The sequence below is a fragment of the Enterobacter sp. PL_is379 genome, from assembly GCF_055817355.1.
Map to the genome: position 1 here is coordinate 143383 of NZ_JBVPGT010000024.1, position 20325 is coordinate 163707.

At 55.1% G+C, this 20325-nt stretch carries 21 protein-coding genes; 9 read left to right on the top strand and 12 right to left on the bottom strand.

What is annotated here, in order from left to right:
• Positions 1-655 precede the first annotated feature (655 nt).
• The 8 genes from tdcA to AC0TOY_RS06420 all read left to right on the top strand — a co-directional run bounded on the left by tdcA (position 656) and on the right by AC0TOY_RS06420 (position 11035).
• The gene (tdcA, locus tag AC0TOY_RS06385; protein WP_008501504.1) at positions 656-1576 is read left to right on the top strand and encodes a transcriptional regulator TdcA; all 921 of its coding nucleotides are present in this window, start codon (positions 656-658) and stop codon (positions 1574-1576) included.
• Positions 1577-1677: 101 nt separating this feature from the next.
• On the top strand, positions 1678-2667 hold the full coding sequence (gene tdcB, locus AC0TOY_RS06390; protein ID WP_048992630.1) for a bifunctional threonine ammonia-lyase/L-serine ammonia-lyase TdcB: 990 nt from the start codon (positions 1678-1680) through the stop codon (positions 2665-2667).
• Positions 2668-2676: 9 nt separating this feature from the next.
• Entirely contained in the window at positions 2677-4008 is a 1332-nt protein-coding gene (tdcC, locus tag AC0TOY_RS06395) for a threonine/serine transporter TdcC (protein ID WP_024906394.1), read from the top strand.
• Between the two features lie 30 nt (positions 4009-4038).
• Positions 4039-5247 (top strand): propionate kinase, encoded by a 1209-nt coding sequence (tdcD, locus tag AC0TOY_RS06400; RefSeq protein ID WP_090418950.1) that lies wholly within the window; start codon positions 4039-4041, stop codon positions 5245-5247.
• Between the two features lie 15 nt (positions 5248-5262).
• On the top strand, positions 5263-7557 hold the full coding sequence (gene pflB, locus AC0TOY_RS06405) for a formate C-acetyltransferase (RefSeq protein WP_473721616.1): 2295 nt from the start codon (positions 5263-5265) through the stop codon (positions 7555-7557).
• A gap of 149 nt (positions 7558-7706) precedes the next feature.
• Positions 7707-8117, top strand: a complete 411-nt coding sequence (locus tag AC0TOY_RS06410; protein ID WP_024906397.1) for a Spy/CpxP family protein refolding chaperone — start codon at positions 7707-7709, stop codon at positions 8115-8117.
• Positions 8118-8378: 261 nt separating this feature from the next.
• The gene (locus tag AC0TOY_RS06415) at positions 8379-9710 is read left to right on the top strand and encodes an SLC5/6 family protein (RefSeq protein WP_407820748.1); all 1332 of its coding nucleotides are present in this window, start codon (positions 8379-8381) and stop codon (positions 9708-9710) included.
• Positions 9711-9730: 20 nt separating this feature from the next.
• On the top strand, positions 9731-11035 hold the full coding sequence (locus tag AC0TOY_RS06420; protein WP_407820749.1) for an L-cysteine desulfidase family protein: 1305 nt from the start codon (positions 9731-9733) through the stop codon (positions 11033-11035).
• Between the two features lie 105 nt (positions 11036-11140).
• Here AC0TOY_RS06420 and AC0TOY_RS06425 read toward each other — a convergent pair whose 3' ends face one another.
• On the bottom strand, positions 11141-11842 hold the full coding sequence (locus AC0TOY_RS06425; protein WP_032650336.1) for a pirin family protein: 702 nt from the start codon (positions 11840-11842) through the stop codon (positions 11141-11143).
• 104 nt (positions 11843-11946) lie between these two features.
• Here AC0TOY_RS06425 and AC0TOY_RS06430 point away from each other — a divergent pair, with 104 nt between their 5' ends.
• The gene (locus AC0TOY_RS06430) at positions 11947-12849 is read left to right on the top strand and encodes a LysR family transcriptional regulator (protein ID WP_473721617.1); all 903 of its coding nucleotides are present in this window, start codon (positions 11947-11949) and stop codon (positions 12847-12849) included.
• A gap of 41 nt (positions 12850-12890) precedes the next feature.
• On the opposite strand, the gene AC0TOY_RS06435 is transcribed toward AC0TOY_RS06430, so the two are convergent.
• The 11 genes from AC0TOY_RS06435 to AC0TOY_RS06485 form a co-directional block, all read right to left on the bottom strand.
• Positions 12891-13256, bottom strand: coding sequence for a DUF805 domain-containing protein (locus AC0TOY_RS06435; protein ID WP_024906401.1), 366 nt, complete (start codon positions 13254-13256; stop codon positions 12891-12893).
• A gap of 107 nt (positions 13257-13363) precedes the next feature.
• Positions 13364-14350, bottom strand: a complete 987-nt coding sequence (locus tag AC0TOY_RS06440) for a glutathione S-transferase family protein (protein ID WP_473721618.1) — start codon at positions 14348-14350, stop codon at positions 13364-13366.
• Between the two features lie 71 nt (positions 14351-14421).
• Positions 14422-14814, bottom strand: a complete 393-nt coding sequence (locus tag AC0TOY_RS06445) for a DoxX family protein (protein WP_023309292.1) — start codon at positions 14812-14814, stop codon at positions 14422-14424.
• 211 nt (positions 14815-15025) lie between these two features.
• Positions 15026-15322 (bottom strand): YqjK-like family protein, encoded by a 297-nt coding sequence (locus AC0TOY_RS06450; protein ID WP_024906403.1) that lies wholly within the window; start codon positions 15320-15322, stop codon positions 15026-15028.
• Between the two features lie 2 nt (positions 15323-15324).
• On the bottom strand, positions 15325-15717 hold the full coding sequence (locus AC0TOY_RS06455) for a phage holin family protein (RefSeq protein WP_023333540.1): 393 nt from the start codon (positions 15715-15717) through the stop codon (positions 15325-15327).
• Position 15718: 1 nt separating this feature from the next.
• A complete protein-coding gene (locus AC0TOY_RS06460) occupies positions 15719-16024 on the bottom strand; it encodes an ElaB/YgaM/YqjD family protein (protein ID WP_008503141.1) in 306 nt (101 codons plus the stop codon).
• A 31-nt stretch (positions 16025-16055) separates the two neighbouring features.
• Positions 16056-16424, bottom strand: coding sequence for a DUF1090 domain-containing protein (locus tag AC0TOY_RS06465; RefSeq protein WP_048992595.1), 369 nt, complete (start codon positions 16422-16424; stop codon positions 16056-16058).
• Positions 16425-16566: 142 nt separating this feature from the next.
• Positions 16567-16950, bottom strand: coding sequence for an EnvZ/OmpR regulon moderator MzrA (mzrA, locus tag AC0TOY_RS06470; protein ID WP_032650331.1), 384 nt, complete (start codon positions 16948-16950; stop codon positions 16567-16569).
• Between the two features lie 2 nt (positions 16951-16952).
• Positions 16953-17615, bottom strand: coding sequence for a DedA family general envelope maintenance protein YqjA (gene yqjA, locus AC0TOY_RS06475; protein ID WP_024906405.1), 663 nt, complete (start codon positions 17613-17615; stop codon positions 16953-16955).
• 344 nt (positions 17616-17959) lie between these two features.
• Positions 17960-18736 carry a transcriptional regulator ExuR gene (gene exuR, locus AC0TOY_RS06480; RefSeq protein ID WP_023309288.1) on the bottom strand — a complete coding sequence of 259 codons (777 nt, stop codon included), beginning with the start codon at positions 18734-18736 and terminating at the stop codon, positions 17960-17962.
• 115 nt (positions 18737-18851) lie between these two features.
• Complete coding sequence (locus AC0TOY_RS06485) at positions 18852-20150, bottom strand: MFS transporter (RefSeq protein WP_024906406.1); 1299 nt, start codon at positions 20148-20150, stop codon at positions 18852-18854.
• Positions 20151-20325: the final 175 nt, after the last annotated feature.

Sequence of the window (20325 nt, forward strand, 5' to 3'; positions counted from 1 at the left end):
GCTTTCAGGGGGGGTAGGCTGGGTAAGCGCAGCGCCACCCGGCACCAGACAAACGACATCAATTCTCATATTTGCGACATTAAGCACATTTCACTGTTTTTACCCCTTCCGTATCGCTCCTGTGTCTGCGGACGATCGTCATCACAAAATTTCACGCTAAAAAACTCGCGATTTTCAGTATTGATAATTTGTTATGATTGTTATCTTAATGATCGCGAAACTTTTCTCGTTTGATATGCATACATTGAAATCAAATACATTTCTCCTGTGAATATGTGACGTATTCCACTCTTTTCCGCCAGCCTGAAAATTCGCGTCGGAAAAATTTGATAAATTGAAAGAATGTTTCAAACAAATAGCGGTTATTTATTGGTCTTTAATTGCCTGAAATATCGCCTTTATTGATTTTTTCCGGATGGTAAAATTTATCCGGGTTATCGCCATAAAATAAATTTATTACCGCTATTTTTGTTGATCAATATCAGCGTAGTAGCATATTTGTCTCTATTTATTCCTTTGATAAGTAAGCGTTTTTATGGTTTTTCGCTGTGCGTGATAAAGGGCCTGGAAAGCAAATTGTGAGTAACAGCACATACCCCTTCAAACATTATTGAGTAGAATTCACCCCGTCATAGGGAAATAAGTGCAGAATATTATGAACACTATTATTCTACCGAAAACACAGCACCTCGTGGTATTTCAGGAAGTCATTAAAAGTGGCTCCATAGGTTCTGCAGCAAGACAGCTGGGTCTGACGCAACCCGCCGTCAGCAAAATCATCAGCGATATTGAGTCCTACTTCGGTGTGGAAGTGATGGTGCGTAAAAACACCGGCGTAAAACTCACTGCTGCGGGCCAGGTTCTGCTCTCGTACTCAGAGTCCATCACCCGCGAAATGAAAAACATGGTGAGTGAGATTAACAGCCTGAGTTTCAGCACCGTTATGGACGTCTCCTTTGGTTACCCGTCGCTTATCGGTTTCACCTTCCTGTCCGAAATGATCAAAAAATTTAAGGAAGTGTTCCCGAAAGCACGCGTCTCGATGTATGAAGCCCAGCTCTCCTCTTTCCTGCCGGCCATTCGCGACGGTCGTCTGGATTTCGCTATCGGCACGCTGAGTGATGAAATGCTGCTGCAGGATCTGCACGTCGAACCGCTGTTTGAGTCCGAGTTTGTGCTGGTCGCCAGCAAAACGCGAACGTGCACCGGCCCGACGACACTGGCATCGCTCACGCACGAGCAGTGGGTGATGCCGCAAACCGATATGGGCTACTACAAAGAACTTCTGACCACCCTGCAAGACAATCACATCAGCATCGAAAACATCGTCCAGACCGATTCCGTCGTCACCATTTATAACCTTGTGCTGAATGCCGATTATCTGACGGTTATTCCCCGCGACATGATTGCACCGTTCGGTTCTGACCAGTTTATTGTGCTGCCAGTGGAAGATGAATTACCCGTGGCGCGTTATGCCGCCGTGTGGTCAAAAAATTACAGGATTAAAAAATCGGCGTCAGTATTAGTTGAGCTGGCAAAACAATATTCGTCGATGAATATCGAAAGACGACGATGAATAATTAGTACCCATTTTAAAAACACCCAGAGCGTTAACGTGTTAACGCGCTGATACCCTGACTTTGCCTGAAAAGAATGAATTATTATAACGAGGATATTATGCATATTACCTACGATCTCCCGGTAACGATTGAAGATATTCAGGACGCCAGAAAACGACTGGCAGGAAAAATATATAAAACCGGTATGCCACGTTCGAATTATCTCAGCGAACGTTGTAAGGGCGAAATATTCCTGAAATTTGAGAATATGCAGCGTACCGGCTCGTTTAAGATCCGCGGCGCGTTTAACAAGTTAAGCTCGCTGACCGACGCTGAAAAACGCAAAGGCGTTGTCGCCTGCTCCGCGGGAAACCACGCGCAGGGTGTGTCCCTCTCCTGCGCCATGCTCGGCATCGACGGCAAAGTGGTGATGCCGAAGGGGGCACCGAAATCCAAGGTTGCCGCCACCCGCGACTACTCCGCCGAAGTGGTGCTGCACGGCGAGAACTTCAACGATACCATCGCCAAAGTGAGCGAAATCGTTGAGACGGAAGGGCGTATTTTTATTCCGCCTTACGATGATCCAAAAGTGATTGCCGGGCAGGGCACCATCGGCCTGGAAATTCTCGAAGATTTATACGACGTGGATAACGTCATTGTACCTATCGGCGGCGGCGGATTAATTGCCGGGATTGCGACGGCGATTAAATCCATCAACCCGACCATTAATATTATCGGCGTACAGTCTGAAAACGTGCACGGAATGGCAGCCTCCTGGCAGGCAGGAGAAATAACCAACCATCGCGTTACCGGCACGTTAGCCGACGGCTGCGACGTCTCTCGTCCGGGGAAATTAACCTTCGAAATCGTTCGTGAACTGGTCGATGACATTGTGCTGGTGAGCGAAGACGATATTCGCAACAGCATGATTGCCCTTATTCAGCGAAATAAAGTGGTGACGGAAGGCGCTGGCGCACTGGCTTGTGCTGCGTTATTAAGCGGCAAACTTGACCACTATATTCAGGGCCGCAAAACCGTCTGCATTATTTCCGGCGGCAATATCGACCTCTCCCGTGTTTCCCAAATTACCGGCTTCGTTGACGCATAAAGGTGACCTATGAGCAACACAGAAAGCATTATCGTTGGCCAGACAAAAACGTCCTCCTGGCGTAAGTCTGATACCACCTGGACGCTTGGCCTGTTTGGTACCGCCATTGGCGCAGGCGTGCTGTTCTTCCCCATTCGCGCAGGCTTTGGCGGATTAATCCCTATCCTGCTGATGCTGGTTCTCGCATTCCCGATTGCGTTTTACTGCCACCGCGCGCTGGCGCGTTTGTGTTTGTCCGGCAGCAACGTCTCCGGCAACATCACCGAAACGGTGGAAGAGCATTTCGGTAAAACCGGCGGGGTGGTGATCACGTTCCTCTACTTCTTCGCCATTTGCCCGCTGCTGTGGATTTATGGCGTCACCATTACCAACACCTTTATGACCTTCTGGGAAAACCAGCTCCAGCTGCCCGCGCTGAACCGCGGCGTGGTGGCGCTGTTCCTGCTGCTGCTGATGGCCTTTGTTATCTGGTTTGGTAAAGACCTGATGGTGAAGGTCATGAGCTTCCTGGTGTTCCCGTTTATCGCCAGCCTGGTGCTGATTTCCCTGTCGCTGATCCCTTACTGGAACTCGGCGGTGATCGACCAGGTCAACCTGAGCGATATCGCCTTCACCGGTCATGACGGCATTCTGGTCACCGTGTGGCTGGGTATCTCCATCATGGTCTTCTCCTTCAACTTCTCGCCTATCGTCTCCTCGTTTGTGGTCTCCAAGCGCGAAGAGTACGAGCCAACGTTCGGTAAAGAGTTCACCGAGCAGAAATGTTCCAAAATCATCGGTCGCGCCAGCCTGCTGATGGTGGCTGTGGTGATGTTCTTCGCCTTTAGCTGTCTGTTTACGCTCTCTCCGCAGAACATGGCGGACGCCAAGGCGCAGAATATTCCGGTGCTCTCTTACCTGGCGAACCACTTTGCGTCAATGTCCGGAACTAAATCGACGTTCGCGACGGTACTGGAATACGGTGCCTCCATCATCGCGCTGGTGGCTATCTTCAAATCCTTCTTCGGGCACTACCTGGGCACGCTGGAAGGTCTGAATGGCCTGATCCTCAAGTTCGGCTACAAGGGCGATAAGAAGAAAGTTTCTGTTGGCAAACTGAACACCATCAGCATGGTGTTCATCATGGGCTCCACCTGGGTTGTGGCCTACGCCAACCCGAACATTCTCGACCTTATTGAAGCCATGGGCGCACCAATCATCGCCTCTCTGCTGTGCCTGCTGCCGATGTACGCCATCCGCAAAGCCCCGGCTCTGGCGAAATACAAAGGGCGTACCGAGAACATTTTCGTTACCGCGGTCGGCCTGCTGACCATTCTGAATATCGTTTACAAACTGTTCTAACCCATTGCTCAGGAAGAGCGGAGTCACATGATGATTGAGTTTCCGGTTGTACTGGTAATTAACTGCGGTTCGTCCTCTGTTAAGTTTTCGGTGCTCGACGCCAGCAGCTGCGACGCCCTGATGACGGGCATTGCAGACGGCATCAACACCGAGAAGGCCTTTATTTCCGTGAACGGGGGTGAGCCGGCCAGACTGGCTCACCAGGACTACGAAGGGGCGCTGGCTGCCATCGCCCTGGAGCTGGAGAAGCGTGACCTGATGAGCAGCGTGGCCTTAATTGGCCACCGCATTGCGCACGGCGGCGACCTCTTCAGCGAGTCGACCCTGATTACGGAAGCGGTGATTGAGCAGATCCGCCAGGTCTCTCCGCTGGCGCCGCTGCATAACTACGCTAACCTGAGCGGCGTGGAAGCCGCAGAGCGCTTGTTCCCGGGCGTGCAGCAGGTCGCGGTATTTGATACCAGCTTCCACCAGACGCTGCCGCCGCAGGCGTATCTGTACGGATTGCCGTACCGCTATTTTGAAGAGCTGGGCGTGCGCCGCTACGGCTTCCACGGCACCTCTCACCGCTACGTGGCCGCGCAGGCGCATACGCTTCTCGGGCTGTCCCCCGATGACAGCGGCCTGGTGATTGCCCATCTCGGCAACGGAGCGTCCATCTGCGCGGTGCGCAACGGCGAAAGCGTGGATACTTCCATGGGGATGACCCCCCTGGAAGGGCTGGTAATGGGCACGCGCTGCGGCGACGTGGACTTCGGCGCAGTGGCGTGGATTGCCCAGCAGACCGGGCAGTCGTTCGAGGATCTGGAGCGCGTGGTCAACAAAGAGTCCGGGTTGCTTGGGATTTCCGGCATCTCCTCCGATTTACGCGCGCTGGAGAAAGCCTGGCACGCTGGCAACGAGCGGGCGCAACTGGCTATCCAGACCTTCGTTCACCGTATAGCGCGACACATTGCCGGGCACGCTGCGTCGCTGCACCGCCTCGATGGGGTGGTCTTTACCGGCGGTATTGGCGAAAACTCGACGCTTGTCCGCGCGCTGGTGGCGGAACATCTGAACGTGTTCGGCATCCGCCTCGACGACGCCAAAAATGCCCTGCCGGGCAGCGCGGGTGAGCGCGTGATCTCCACCGAGTCGTCCCGCGTTGCCTGCGCGGTGATCCCTACCAACGAAGAAAAAATGATCGCGCTGGACGCCCTCCGTCTTGGGAAGGTTACCCCGGCTGCGGCTTACGCCTGATAAAGCGAGAAACACATGAAAGTAACAATCGATACGGGCGTCGCGCCCTACAGCGACGCATGGGCCGGGTTTCGCGGTCAAGAATGGAAAAACGCCGTCAACGTCCGCGATTTTATTCAGCATAACTACACCCCTTATGAAGGCGATGAAGCTTTCCTCGCGCAGGCGACGCCAGCAACGACGGCGCTGTGGCAGAAGGTGATGGTTGGCATTCGCCAGGAGAATGCCACCCACGCCCCGGTGGATTTTGACACCAACATTGCCACCACCATTACGGCCCACGGGCCGGGCTATATCGACCAGGATCTGGAGACGATCGTCGGCCTGCAAACCGACAAGCCGCTCAAGCGCGCCCTGCATCCGTACGGCGGGATCAACATGATCCGCAGCTCGTTCGAAGCCTACGGCCGGGAGATGGATCCGCAGTTTGAATATCTCTTTACCGACCTGCGCAAAACCCACAACCAGGGCGTGTTTGACGTCTATTCGCCAGAGATGATGCGCTGCCGTAAGTCCGGCGTGCTGACCGGCTTGCCAGACGGCTACGGGCGCGGACGTATCATTGGCGACTATCGCCGCGTGGCGCTGTACGGGATTGCTTATCTGGTGCGCGAGCGTGAACTCCAGTTTACGGATCTGCAGGGCAGGCTGGAGCGCGGTGAGGATCTGGAGGCGACGATCCGCCTGCGTGAAGAGCTGGCGGAGCATAAGCGCGCGCTGCTGCAGATCCAGCAGATGGCGGCGAACTATGGCTTCGATATCGCACGCCCGGCGATGAACGCCCAGGAAGCGGTGCAGTGGCTCTATTTTGCCTACCTTGCCGCGGTGAAATCCCAGAACGGCGGGGCGATGTCGCTGGGGCGCACGGCCTCGTTCCTCGATATCTACATTGAACGTGACATGCAGGCAGGAAGGCTGAATGAAGTCCAGGCGCAGGAGCTGATCGACCACTTCATCATGAAGATCCGCATGGTGCGCTTCCTGCGCACGCCGGAGTTCGACACGCTCTTCTCCGGCGATCCGATCTGGGCGACGGAAGTGATCGGCGGCATGGGGCTGGACGGGCGCACGCTGGTGACCAAGAACAGCTTCCGCTATCTGCACACGCTGCACACCATGGGGCCAGCACCTGAGCCGAACCTGACGATCCTCTGGTCAGAACAGCTGCCGATCGCGTTCAAGAAATACGCCGCGCAGGTGTCGATCGTCACCTCTTCGCTGCAGTATGAGAACGACGATCTGATGCGTGCGGACTTCAACAGTGACGACTACGCCATTGCCTGCTGCGTCAGCCCGATGGTGATCGGCAAGCAGATGCAGTTCTTTGGCGCGCGCGCCAACCTCGCCAAAACGCTGCTGTACGCGATCAACGGCGGGGTGGACGAGAAGCTGAAGATCCAGGTCGGTCCTAAAACCGAGCCGCTGCTGGACGACGTGCTGGATTACGACACCGTGATGGCGAGCCTCGATCACTTTATGGACTGGCTGGCGGTGCAGTACATTAGCGCCCTGAATCTCATTCACTACATGCATGATAAGTACAGCTACGAAGCCTCGCTGATGGCGCTGCACGACCGGGACGTCTATCGCACCATGGCCTGCGGCATTGCCGGGCTGTCGGTAGCCGCGGATTCCCTGTCGGCCATTAAATATGCCACGGTGAAGCCGGTGCGCGACCATACCGGACTGGCAGTCGATTTCGTGATTGAAGGGGATTATCCGCAGTACGGCAACAACGACGACCGCGTGGACAGCATTGCCTGCGACCTGGTGGAGCGCTTTATGAAGAAAATTCAGGCGCTGCGGACCTACCGCAACGCGGTGCCAACTCAGTCGATCCTGACCATCACCTCCAACGTGGTTTATGGTCAGAAGACCGGGAACACGCCGGACGGACGACGCGGCGGCACGCCGTTTGCCCCAGGCGCGAACCCAATGCACGGGCGCGACAGAAAAGGGGCGGTGGCCTCGCTAACGTCGGTTGCCAAACTGCCGTTCACCTACGCGAAAGACGGGATTTCCTACACCTTCTCCATCGTGCCGCAGGCGCTTGGCAAGGACGAGCTGGTGCGCAAAACCAACCTGGTGGGGCTACTGGACGGGTATTTCCATCACGAAGCCTCTATTGAGGGAGGGCAGCATCTGAACGTCAACGTCATGAACCGGGAAATGCTCCTCGATGCCATCGCGCACCCGGAGAATTACCCGAACCTGACCATCCGCGTTTCAGGTTATGCGGTGCGGTTTAATGCGCTGACGCGCGAGCAGCAGCAGGATGTGATTTCGCGAACCTTTACCCACTCTATCTAAACGTGAGCTCTCATGCCCCCTCAATGCAGGGGGCCTTTTTTTGTCCGCTAAACATACAAAATTGTTTATATAATTACTCACACATATTCATCCGCTCTTGAAAAACAATACCCCTGCTTTTCCCTATAACAGCATGTAAGGACAGTAAGATGATGAAAATGACCCGTATTGCGCTGGTCGCCGCCTCGCTGGCAGTGTGTAGTTTTACGGCACAGGCCGCGAACGTTGAGGCTGCTCCGTCTCCATCGCAGGATCCGCTGGTGCAGCACCTGAAGCTCAGCAATGAGCAGGTTACGAAGATTGAAGGTCTGCATAAGCAGCTGGAACAAAATGTCAGCAAGATCCCGATGACGGGCGTGAAGGACGGCGCGCTGATCGACATGTTCCAGGCGGGCAAATGGGACGAAAGCACGGTGAAAAGCCAGCTTGCTGCCTTTAGCAAAATTGAAGAGCAGACCCGTTATTACCGCGTGAAATATTACTTCGACGTCAGCCAGGTTTTGACGCCGGAACAGCGTAAACAGATTAGAACGGATATGGCTAACGCGCTGGCTAACTGATTTCCTACCCGCGCATAGCGCGGGTTTTTATTTCTTGATCGGCGTCACTTTTAGAAAATTAGCTTTTAATATCCCACTTCAGAAGCAAAATTTCCTCCAGAAGCAGAATATCCTTATTAATGTTGTGACCTTTTTCTCCCGCTCTCCGGATATGATCTTCCCACACCAATAACACTCACCTGCAACCATCTGAATCGCAATCGCTGGCGATCGGAAACTAATAAAAACAACTGTTTACCCTACAAAATAAGCGAGTGCCCAATGGATACGGCAACAAACAGCAGTATGATTGTGAGTGATTCCCCCGCGGCAAGGCGGGCGGGAATGAGTGAAAGCGAGTGGCGAGAGGCGATTAAATTCGACAGCACCGACACGGGCTGGGTCATCATGAGTATTGGGATGGCTATCGGCGCGGGGATAGTTTTTCTCCCCGTGCAGGTCGGATTAATGGGGCTGTGGGTATTTTTGCTCTCATCAATAATCGGCTATCCGGCCATGTATTTATTCCAGCGTCTGTTTATTAATACGCTGGCGGAATCACCGGAGTGCAAAGATTACCCGAGCGTAATTAGCGGTTATTTGGGTAAGAACTGGGGCATCTTATTAGGCGCGCTCTATTTCGTGATGCTGGTGATCTGGATGTTTGTCTATTCCACGGCCATTACCAACGACAGCGCCTCGTATTTGCACACCTTCGGCGTGACCGACGGTTTGTTATCAGATAATCCGTTTTACGGTTTATGCCTGATCTGCATTCTGGTGGCCATTTCGTCGCGCGGAGAAAAGCTGCTGTTTAAAGTCTCCAGCCTGATGGTGCTGACCAAATTATTCGTGGTAGCCGCGCTGGGGCTGTCAATGATTGGCCTCTGGCATTTAGCCAACGTGGGCATGCTGCCGCCGCTGGGACTGTTGATTAAAAACGCCATCATTACGCTGCCCTTTACCTTAACCTCCATTCTGTTTATTCAGACCCTGAGTCCGATGGTGATCTCATACCGTTCACGGGAAAAATCGGTGGAGGTGGCGCGCCACAAAGCGCTGCGGGCGATGAATATTGCCTTTGGCATCCTGTTTGTGACGGTCTTCTTCTACGCCGTCTCCTTCACGCTGGCGATGGGGCACGATGAGGCGGTCAAAGCCTACGAGCAGAATATCTCTGCCCTGGCGATTGCGGCGCAGTTTATCAGCGGTGACGGCGCGGGCTGGGTCAAAATCGTCAGCGTGATCCTCAATATCTTCGCCGTGATGACCGCGTTCTTCGGCGTCTATCTCGGCTTTCGCGAGGCGACGCAGGGTATCGTCATGAACATCCTGCGCCGCAGAATGCCGGCTGAGAAAATCAATGAACACGCCGTCCAGCGCGGGATTATGCTGTTCGCCATCCTGCTGGCCTGGAGCGCGATAGTCCTGAACGCGCCGGTGCTGAGCTTCACCTCCATTTGCAGCCCCATCTTCGGCATGGTGGGCTGCCTGATACCTGCATGGCTGGTCTACAAGGTGCCAGCCCTGCATAAATATAAAGGCGTATCGCTGGTGATTATCGTCATCACCGGACTGCTGCTTTGTGTTTCTCCTTTCCTCGCATTCTCCTGAGGGTAATTAAGGTCGTAACGATGTCTGAGCAAACTCATCCTTTATGGAATCAATTTATTCGCGCGGTGCAGGAAGAAGTGAAGCCTGCCCTTGGGTGTACCGAACCCGTCTCTCTGGCACTGGCCTGTGCGATGGCCGCAGACCTTCTGTCGGGGGAGGTCACACGGATTGAGGCGTGGGTCTCGCCGAACCTGATGAAAAACGGGCTGGGCGTGACGGTGCCGGGTACCGGTATGGTCGGGTTACCTATTGCGGCGGCGCTGGGCGCGATTGGCGGTAACGCGCACGCCGGACTGGAGGTGTTGAAAGATGCCACCGCCGATGCACTGGTCCGCGCCAAAGCCCTGCTTCAGGCAGGGCAAGTGCAGGTAAAACTGCAGGAGCCCTGTGATGAGATCCTCTATTCCCGCGCCTGCGTTCATGCCGGGGATCTCTCGGCGATGGTGACCATCGCGGGGGGGCATACGCGGGTGGTGGAAGTGGTTTGCCAGGGGGAAACGCGCTTTACGCTTGACGATCAACGGTGCCAGACGAATGACGATCCGCTGGCGGTGCTTTCAACTACTACACTGTCGCAGATCCTGGAATTTGTCGAGCAGGTGCCGTTTGAGGCGATCCGCTTTATCCTGCAGGCAGGGCGGCTGAACGATGCGCTCTCCCGCGAAGGGCTCAGCGGGAAGTGGGGGCTGCATATTGGCGCAACGCTTGATAAGCAGCGCGCGCGCGGATGGATGGCGCAGGATCTGGGGTCAGATATTGTAATTCGTACCAGCGCAGCCTCGGATGCCCGCATGGGCGGCGCGACGCTGCCCGCGATGAGCAATTCGGGCTCTGGCAATCAGGGGATCACCGCCACTATGCCCGTCGTTGTTGTGGCTGAGCACCTTCAGGCTGACGACGAAAGGCTGGCGCGGGCGCTGATGCTGTCGCATCTGTCAGCGATCTATATCCATTATCAGCTTCCGCGCCTGTCCGCACTGTGTGCGGCGACAACGGCGGCGATGGGCGCTGCGGCGGGTATGGCGTGGCTGATGGGTGGCACTTACCAGACCATTGCGATGGCGATTGGAAGCATGATCGGCGACGTCAGCGGGATGATCTGCGACGGGGCGTCAAACAGCTGCGCCATGAAGGTCTCAACCAGCGTCAGTAGCGCCTGGAAAGCGGTGATGATGGCGCTGGATGAGTCGGGCGTAACGGGAAACGAGGGGATTGTGGCGCACGATGTGGAGCAGTCAATCGCAAACCTGTGCGCGCTGGCGTGCCGCTCGATGCAGGCCACGGACCGGCAGATTATTGAGATTATGGCGAGTAAGGTGTCGTGATTTAATCGAAACCGGACCCCTCATCCTGGCCCTCTCCCCAAAGGGGAGAGGGAACGATCGAGCCCCTCGCCCCTTTGGGGAGAGGGGTTGGGGTGAGGGGGATTTTTAAACCGGCAAATCAATCAGCAGCGCGCGCAGCGGCGTATCCGCCACCAGGGTGATATTCGCTTCATCACGAATAAACGCCCCGTCGCCGCAGGTTAGCGCTTCTTTCTCTTCCGTATGCGTCACCGCATGCACCGTACCGTGAATAGACTGCAAATAGGCGCGCGGGCCATGAAGCTGGAAGCTTGCCTGTTCACCTTTCTTCAGCTCGATATGGTGCAGCCACACCTGCTGACGCAGCTGCAGGCTCTCTTTGCTGCCATCAGGGGATGCAATCAGCTGCTGTTTTTCGTCCGTTAAATCTATCTTCTGCACCAGCGGATTTTCCCGTTCAGGGCAGGCGTCCAGCCACAGCTGCATGCGGGTCAGCGTTTTGTCTTTGCTGAGGTTATGCTCGCTGTAGCTGATGCCCGGCTGTGTGGAAATTAACAACGCTTCGCCAGCCTTTGCCTGGACATGATTGCCCTCGCTATCGCGGTATTCTGCCTCGCCTTCCAGGATCAGGTTCAGGATATCGACTTTCGGGTACGTACGCGGCTGGAAGGAGGCGCCCGGGGCGAGCACTTCCTGGTTCAACACGCGCAATGAAGCGTAACCGAGGAGTTTAGGGTCAAAGTAGTGTCCAAAGGAAAAGGTGTAGCGGGCCTGCAGCCAACCGAAATCGGCTTGTCCGCACTGTTTAGCTGTTCTTGTCGTAATCATAAACTTGACCTCTCTTTACACTAAAACAATGGTAAAGGTATGGACGCTGCATTGTTAGCCAGATATTCTGCCTGGTATGTTCAAATTTCCTGAATGAGAACGAGATGGCTAAAGAGAGAGCATTGACGCTTGAGGCGCTTCGCGTCATGGACGCGATTGATCGGCGCGGCAGTTTTGCGGCGGCGGCAGATGAACTGGGGCGCGTTCCGTCTGCGCTGAGCTACACCATGCAGAAGCTGGAGGAAGAGCTGGACGTCGTACTGTTTGACCGCTCCGGCCATCGAACAAAATTCACCAACGTCGGGCGGATGCTGCTGGAGCGTGGCCGCGTGCTGCTGGAGGCGGCGGACAAGCTCACCACGGACGCCGAAGCGCTGGCGCGCGGCTGGGAAACCCATCTGACGTTAGTTACCGAAGCGCTGGTGCCGTCAGAAGCGCTGTTCCCGCTGGTGGACCGCCTGGCAGCGAAGGCCAATACGCAGCTGTCGATCATCACCGAGGTGCTGGCAGGGGCGTGGGAGCGTCTGGAGACGGGCAGGGCGGATATCGTCATTGCGCCGGACATGCACTTCCGCTCATCGTCAGAAATCAACTCGCGCAAGCTCTACAGCGTGATGAACGTCTACGTTGCCGCCCCCAACCACCCGATTCACCAGGAGCCGGAGCCGCTCTCTGAAGTCACGCGCGTGAAGTATCGCGGCGTGGCGGTCGCGGATACCGCGCGCGAGCGTCCGGTGCTGACGGTGCAGTTACTGGATAAGCAGCCTCGTCTGACGGTGACCTCGCTGGAAGACAAACGGCAGGCGCTGATGGCAGGTCTGGGCGTGGCGACCATGCCGTACCCGTTTGTGGAAAAAGATATTGCAGAAGGGCGACTGCGGGTCGTGAGCCCGGAGTATACCAGCGAAGTGGATATCATTATGGCGTGGCGTCGCGACAGCATGGGCGAAGCCAAATCATGGTGCCTGCGCGAAATACCCAAACTCTTCGCCCACCACAATAAATAAACGAGTAGGCCCGGTAAGCGTCAGCGCCACCGGGCGTTATTTTACGCGCCGACCTTAGGATCGGGGCCAAAGCGGTTTTCGCCCGGCGTCCCGCTCTGGCAGTTGAAAATCAAAATCACGATCCAGCCCACAATCGGGATCAACAGCAGCAATAGCCACCACGCTGAACGATCGGTGTCGTGCAGTCGACGGAACAGCACCGCCCATGATGGTAGAAGGACCAACAGGCCATAAATGGTGGTCAGCACGCCTTCACCGCCAGCCCGCTCCCAGCCGAGAATTTTATCCACAATGCCCAGCACCATGACGAGGATGAAGTTCACCAGAACGAACATCCAGTACTCTTTGCGGCGGGCGCGGCCACCAAATCCAATGTAGTTGCGCAGTACTTTTAAATACCAGTCCATTTTTCCTTGCCTCAATAGTCGGTCAATCACTTGTTTTTTAAGCAATCAAAGTAAGGATAGATGGAGATTGTGAATTAAAAAAGGGCATCTATTGATGCCCTTAATATTTATCCAAAACGGACGTCGCGCCCGTGAGGTTCATTCAGATCCTGCCACGGCCCAATGGAGATAATGCCCGTCGGGTTGATGGTTTTGTGGCTGCGGAAATAGTGGGTGCGAATATGGTCGAAGTCGACCGTCTCCGCGATGCCCGGCATCTGGTAGATGTCGCGCAGGAAACCATACAGGTTCAGGTAATCGCTGATGCGGTGCTTGTCGCACTTAAAGTGGGTGACATAGACCGGATCAAAGCGAACCAGCGTGGTCCACAGGCGAATGTCCGCTTCCGTGAGGCGATCGCCCGTCAGGTAGCGATGCTTGCCCAGGAGCTGTTCCAGGCGTTCAAGCGATTCAAACACTTTTCCAACCGCTTCGTCATACGCTTCCTGGCTGGTGGCGAAACCGGCCTTATAGACACCGTTGTTGACGTTGTCGTAAATCCAGCTGTTCAGCTCATCAATCTTATCGCGCAATTCAACCGGGTAGTAATCCCCGGCGCGGGCGCCGTGGGCATCAAATGCGGTATTGAACATGCGGATGATTTCCGCAGACTCATTGCTGACAATCGTCTGGTTTTTCTTGTCCCACAGCACCGGCACGGTCACACGACCGGTGTAATGCGGATCGGCGCGCAGATAGAGCTGGTAAAGGAAATCGTGGTGGTAAAGATCGTCGCCGGTTGCCGCAGGGAAATCACTGTCAAACGTCCAGCCGTTTTCCAGCATCAACGGGTTGACGACGGAAACCGGAATGAATGATTCGAGACCTTTAAGCTTGCGCACGATCAGCGTGCGGTGGGCCCACGGACAGGCAAGGGAAACATAAAGATGATAACGGTCTTTTTCAGCCGCGAAGCCGCCTTCACCGCTAGGGCCAGGCGCACCATCGGCGGTCAGCCAGTTACGGAAGGCCGAAACAGAGCGCTTAAAGCGACCTCCGGTGGATTTGGTGTCATACCAGACATCCTGCCAGACGCCGTCTACGAGTTGTCCCATTTTTTCTCCTCCGTCAGATAGCAAAAGCGAGGAGATGTCTCCTCGCTTTGTGTTCATTCAGTATAGCGTGCTTACCATTTCTTATTCAGAACGCGGTCGATGCTGTATGCGCCTGGGCCAGTGACGGCCAGCAGCAGGAAGCCACCCGCGATGGTCAGGTTTTTCATGAACATCAGAGAGTTCACGCCTTCCGCAAAGTTGCTGTGGAAGATGAACGCCGTCAGCACGGTGAAGCCTGCGGTAAACAGCGCGGTGGTGCGGGTCAGGAAGCCGAACAGTACCGCCAGGCCGCCGCCGAACTCAAGAAGAATGGTCAGTGGCAACAGGAACCCCGGAACGCCCATGGCTTCCATATACTGCTGGGTACCCGCATAACCGGTGATTTTTCCCCAACCTGCCACGATGAACAGAATTGGCATCAGAATACGCGCTACCAGTACACCAACATCTTCTAATTTTTTCATTTTACTCTCCAGGAAACCACATCAGCGGCTGAACGTTATTTGTCTGCAATTCCGGGTAGATACCGCGTCGTTGCTGTCGATGGAGAGGATAATAAACGGGGCGGGTGGCAATTGTTAGCAAGGAAAACTGTCAATCTTCTTCAAAGATATTGAGTAAGGGAGAGGGAGAGAATTTTGCCGGGTAAGGCGTAGCCGCCACCCGGCGAGAAGGCTAGCGTAATTGTTGCTGCCGCAACGTTGCTTTCACCAGACGCCAGGCGCTCCAGGCACCAAATCCACGACGCGCCCAGCGGATCAGCATATTTGGATGACGAACGGACCAGATAGCCATCACGCTGCTGCCGACCAGCGCCCATGAACGCAGGCTCAGGACGGTATTCCAGCCCCGGTCAAACCGTCGCGTCGCGTCAATCCAGTCGCGACGACTGGCAGACAGGTCCAGCCGTTGCTGCTGGATCTGGCTTAGCAGGTACGCTTTTCGCTTTTGACGTTCGGCTTTACCGCTCACGGCTAGTCATCCTCCAGCAGGGCGCGATCGTTCGCCAGCTCCTGACGCGTATGGCGCAGGAATGTGGACTTGCGCGCTTTACGCAGCGTCCAGATACCGCCGATCAACGCGGCGACCAGCAGAACGACGGTGGTGGCAATCATCGCGTTAAGACGATACTGCGGGTCAATGGCCCAGATGATTAACACCATCAGGCTCATCAGGCCAAACGCGGCGAAGAGCATGGTCAGCCCGAGCATCAGCAGCATCTGGAAGAGGTTCGCTTTCTCCTCTTCCAGCTCGACCACTGCCAGCCGGACGCGCGTTTCGGCAATCCCGACCAGCGTCGTTAAAATACGCTGGCCGATGCCGAGGACGTTGTTAGCAGGCCCTTGTGCGTGACGAGGATCTTCCATATCAACGACGCGTCAGCAGGACACCCAGTACCACACCCACTGCGGCACCAATCCCTACACCCGTCCATGGATTATCACGCACATATTCGTCCGCGCGGGCAGCCGCTTCACGGGTCTGTTTCGCCAGTGCATCACCGGTTTCACCCAGGCGATAACGGCTCTCCTTCAGCGCTTGCTCCGCCTTGCTGCGCAGCTTGCTGACCTCTTCTTTTGACTTGTCAGCAGAGGAGTTCAGCACCTCTTCAAGGGTATCGGCCAGGGATTTCAGTTCAGCGCGCAGATGTTCAGACGTCGTATCTTTTGACATGATTCTCTCTCCTGTTGAGATTTCCGTTAACTCAATAATCGCGAGCTTCCAGCGCTTTCAGGTCGTCCTGCGCTTCTTTCAACTTCTTCTCGCGCTTAGCAATTTTTTCCGCATCTCCTTTCTCTTTCGCTTCCTGCAGGTCGCGACGGCGCTCGGCTATCTCGTCCTTCTGTTCAGCGATTTTCTTCTGGTGGTCGGCACGAAGCTTGCTGTCTGAACAGTTCGCTTTCACTTCGCTCAGCGCTTTTTTAAGACCATCAACACGGTGCTGATTGTTATGCTTTTCGGCATAACCGATCTCACGCTGAATATCCTGTTCTTTCTCCTGACAGAGAGAGTTTGCGAAGGATGCTGTGCTTAAAGAAAAAAGGGCCAGAGCCAGAGTAATGCGGAATTTCATTATCGAAACCTTCCATTGTGTTGCGGCTTGAGCCGCTATCCAAAGTTATGCGGAGTACATCGAGGGGTGCTCCGCGTACTTAAGCATAGTAAGTAAACGGGGGATTCACCAAAGTGAGTGAAAAGATTCGGAATCCTGGAAGTTATCCAAACCGATGCGACGTATCGCGAATCAATGAGAGCCAGGCTGCAGGCTGGCTGTCATCTTCCTGCTGAGCAATGATATACCCGCGCGGCAGCGTACGGTCGAGAACCACTTTCGCGGCGGCACTTTGCGCACGGGAATCAAACTTGATCAGTAAAACATCGTCCTGCGGGGTGATGCTCTTAAAGCGGATCCCGTTCGCATCCAGATGATGCCAGACAGAAAAACCGTCAGGTACGCTGGCACCCTGGTTTACCGGGCGGATGGCCAGCGTCGATTCCTGATGCGAAAGCGCGCTCCAGGCCAGCAGCAGGGCGCTGAGCACCACCAGCGTAATCATGGCAAAGGCAAAACGGCGCAGAGCGAGCGGTGAGATAACCATCGTCAGCCTCTGGCTCCGTATTTCTTTTTCCACAGGACGACCAGGGAGCCGATCAGGCCGAAGACCAGCAGAACCACAGGCAGCAGCATCAGGCAGGACATCAGCTGGTCTTCATATTTCATAAAGACCGGCGTTTTACCCAATGCATAACCCAGCGTCGTCAGAATAAGCACCCATAGCAGACCGCTCATCCAGTTGAAGAACTGGAAGCGCGTGCTGCTCAACCCCGACAGCCCGGCAATGGTGGGCAACAGGGTGCGAACAAAGGCAATAAAGCGACCAATCAGCAGCGCGGAAAGCCCGTGCTTATGGAAAAGGTGGTGCGCCCGCTGATGATAATGTGCAGGCAGGTGCGAGAGCCAGTTCTGGACGATTCGGGTATTGCCCAGCCATCTTCCCTGTATGTAGCTCACCCAGCAGCCGAGGCTGGCCGCAACGGTCAGTAATAAAATGGTGTGTGGAAACGCCATCGCCCCTTTGGCACACAGCACGCCGACGAGCACCAGCAAACTATCACCGGGCAGGAAGGCAGCAGGCAGCAAACCGTTCTCAAGGAACAGGATCATAAACAAGACGAAATAGAGCATGCCAATCATGGAAGGGTTGGCCAGCGTTTCAAAATCCTGCGCCCAGAGGGCATGCAGTAGTTGGGTCAAAAGTTCCATTCAGTGTTCCTGGAAATCGGTTAACGTCACGCCTGTTATCCGGGACAAACAGCACGGCGACATTGTTGTGATTTCATTATGGTCGCTCGCGGACACATTGCGGTGTGGCCAACACTGTTCCCTGTTAATTGGCTGGTTAGCAAGCACTAACTTACAAAATAAGGAATTGAATCCAATTGTAACAAAGCCCAACGTTCTGCGTCACAGAATTTGCAGGGGTGAGTTGATTTTGGCGTAAGCCCAGGAAGTGAGCGAGGGGATTTACAAAGGCTGACACTATATATGTTTTGCTTACCCATGTAAGCCGGAAGGCGCAACGTAGCGCCTGCCAGCAGAAAGGTCATCTATTTTGCGGCACTGGATGCCGTATCGAGATGAACAACGGGATTATCGGCGAAAAGATAGCGGTCAGCGTTAAATTCGAAGTCATCGCTGGTTTCGTTGAACAGCATCTGCTTGGTGTTTTCCAGGTGCTGCCACATCGCCAGCTTAGCGGCATGCGGGTCTTTACGAATCAGCGCCTTAAGGATTTGATCGTGATCGTCACACCAGTTGTCGACGGTACGGGAATCGATATGGTCGTGCAGTTTTTTCCAGTACGGGTTGTGAACGCGCTGAGTCCACATTTTTTCAACGATTGCCGCCAGCGCCGTATTTTGGGTTGCCAGGGCGACCTGAACGTGGAACTGCAGATCCCATTCTGAATCGCGGAAACATTTTTCCTTACGGGCATTCTCCTGGATCTCCATCAACTTCATGATGTCCTGCTTGGTCACCTGCGTCGCCGCAAACTCGGCAATATTGCTTTCGATCAGCTGGCGAGCCTGGAGCAGCTCAAACGGGCCATAGCTGGCGAATTCCAGACTTTCGTCCGCGACGGGAGAGTGTTTCGGCAGATTAGAAATCACGTGAATGCCGGAGCCTTTGCGTACCTCAACGTAGCCTTCCACTTCCAGCATGATAATCGCTTCACGCACCACGGTGCGGCTCACGCTTTTTTCATCCGCGATGAAGCGCTCGGCGGGAAGTTTATCACCGACAAGATAGACCCCTTGCTCGATGCGATCTTTCAGCTCGGCAGCAAGTTGTTGATATAAACGACGTGGTTCGGTGATTTCCATATGCGCTCCAGGCAGGGTACGGCAGATGATTTGTTATACCACTTTTGCGTGCCACTCTCCAGATTTTGCCATTAAAAAAGCCGCCCGGAGGCGGCTTCGGTGAAACGCATTTTCGCTAACTCTGCGTCGCCGGTTTCCCGAGGGACTCTTTCGCCAGCTCTTCTGCCGATTTGCTTTTCAGCACCGTCCAGATCACTACCGCACCCAGCAGGTCGAAAATAGCCAGCACGGCGAACAGCGGGCTGAAGCCGATGGTATCCGCCAGCGCGCCGACCACCAGCGCGAACATCGTACTCGCAGTCCAGGCGGCCATCCCGGTCAGACCGTTGGCGGTGGCCACTTCGTTGCGGCCAAAGACGTCAGACGAGAGCGTAATCAGCGCGCCGGACAGGGACTGGTGCGCAAAGCCACCGATGCACAGCAGGGCAATAGCGACGTACGGGCTGGTGAACAGGCCGATCATACCCGGGCCAATCATCAGCAGCGCGCCCATGGTGACGACCATCTTACGGGAAACAATCAGGTTCACCCCAAACCAGCGCTGGAACAGCGGTGGCAGGTAGCCGCCCACGATACAGCCCAGGTCAGCGAACAGCATGGGCATCCAGGCGAACATCGCGATCTCTTTCAGGTTAAAGCCGTAGACTTTAAACATGAACAGGGGGATCCACGCGTTAAAGGTGCCCCAGGCCGGTTCAGCCAGGAAACGCGGCAGGGCGATACCCCAGAACTGACGGGTGCCCAGGATCTGCCAGACGGTCATTTTTTTGCCGTTGTTGGTCTGATGCTGCGCTTCCTGACCACCAATGATGTATTCGCGTTCTTCTTCGGAGAGCTTTTTCTGATCGCGCGGGTGTTTATAGAAAATCAGCCACGCCATTGCCCAGGCAAAGCTCAGCACGCCAGAGATGATGAACGCCATCTGCCAGCTGTGCATCACAATGGCCCACACCACCAGCGGCGGTGCAATCATTGCCCCGATGGACGAGCCCACGTTGAAGTAGCCGACCGCAATGGAGCGCTCTTTTGCCGGGAACCACTCGGAGCTGGCCTTCAGGCCTGCCGGGATCATCGCGGCTTCTGCCGCACCGACCGCACCACGCGCCAGCGCCAGTCCACCCCAGCTGCCTGCCAGCGCGGTGGCACCGCAGAACACCGCCCAGGCGATGGCGAAGAAGGCATAACCGATTTTAGTACCGAGAATGTCCAGCACATAGCCAGCAACAGGCTGCATGATGGTATACGCCGCGGAATAGGCGGCAATGATGTAGGAGTATTGCTGCGTGGAGATATGCAGCTCCTCCATCAACGTTGGCGCTGCAGCTGCCACGGTGTTACGCGTCAGGTAGCCCAGCACGGTGCCTAACGTCACCAGTGCGATCATATACCAACGTAACCCTTTAATTTTACGCATCTAAAACCTCATCGTTATGTTATGTCCGCGCCAGAGCACGGCAACCTCTCAACCGTTTCCGGGAGCAGTTGTGTAACGGGAGGGGCGTAGCGGGAGCATGTCCCGGAACGGCCCGAACCTTGCCATAAGTAAGCGTGCATAAGTCGGTATCCGTACCGTTAAACCCGATGCCTCT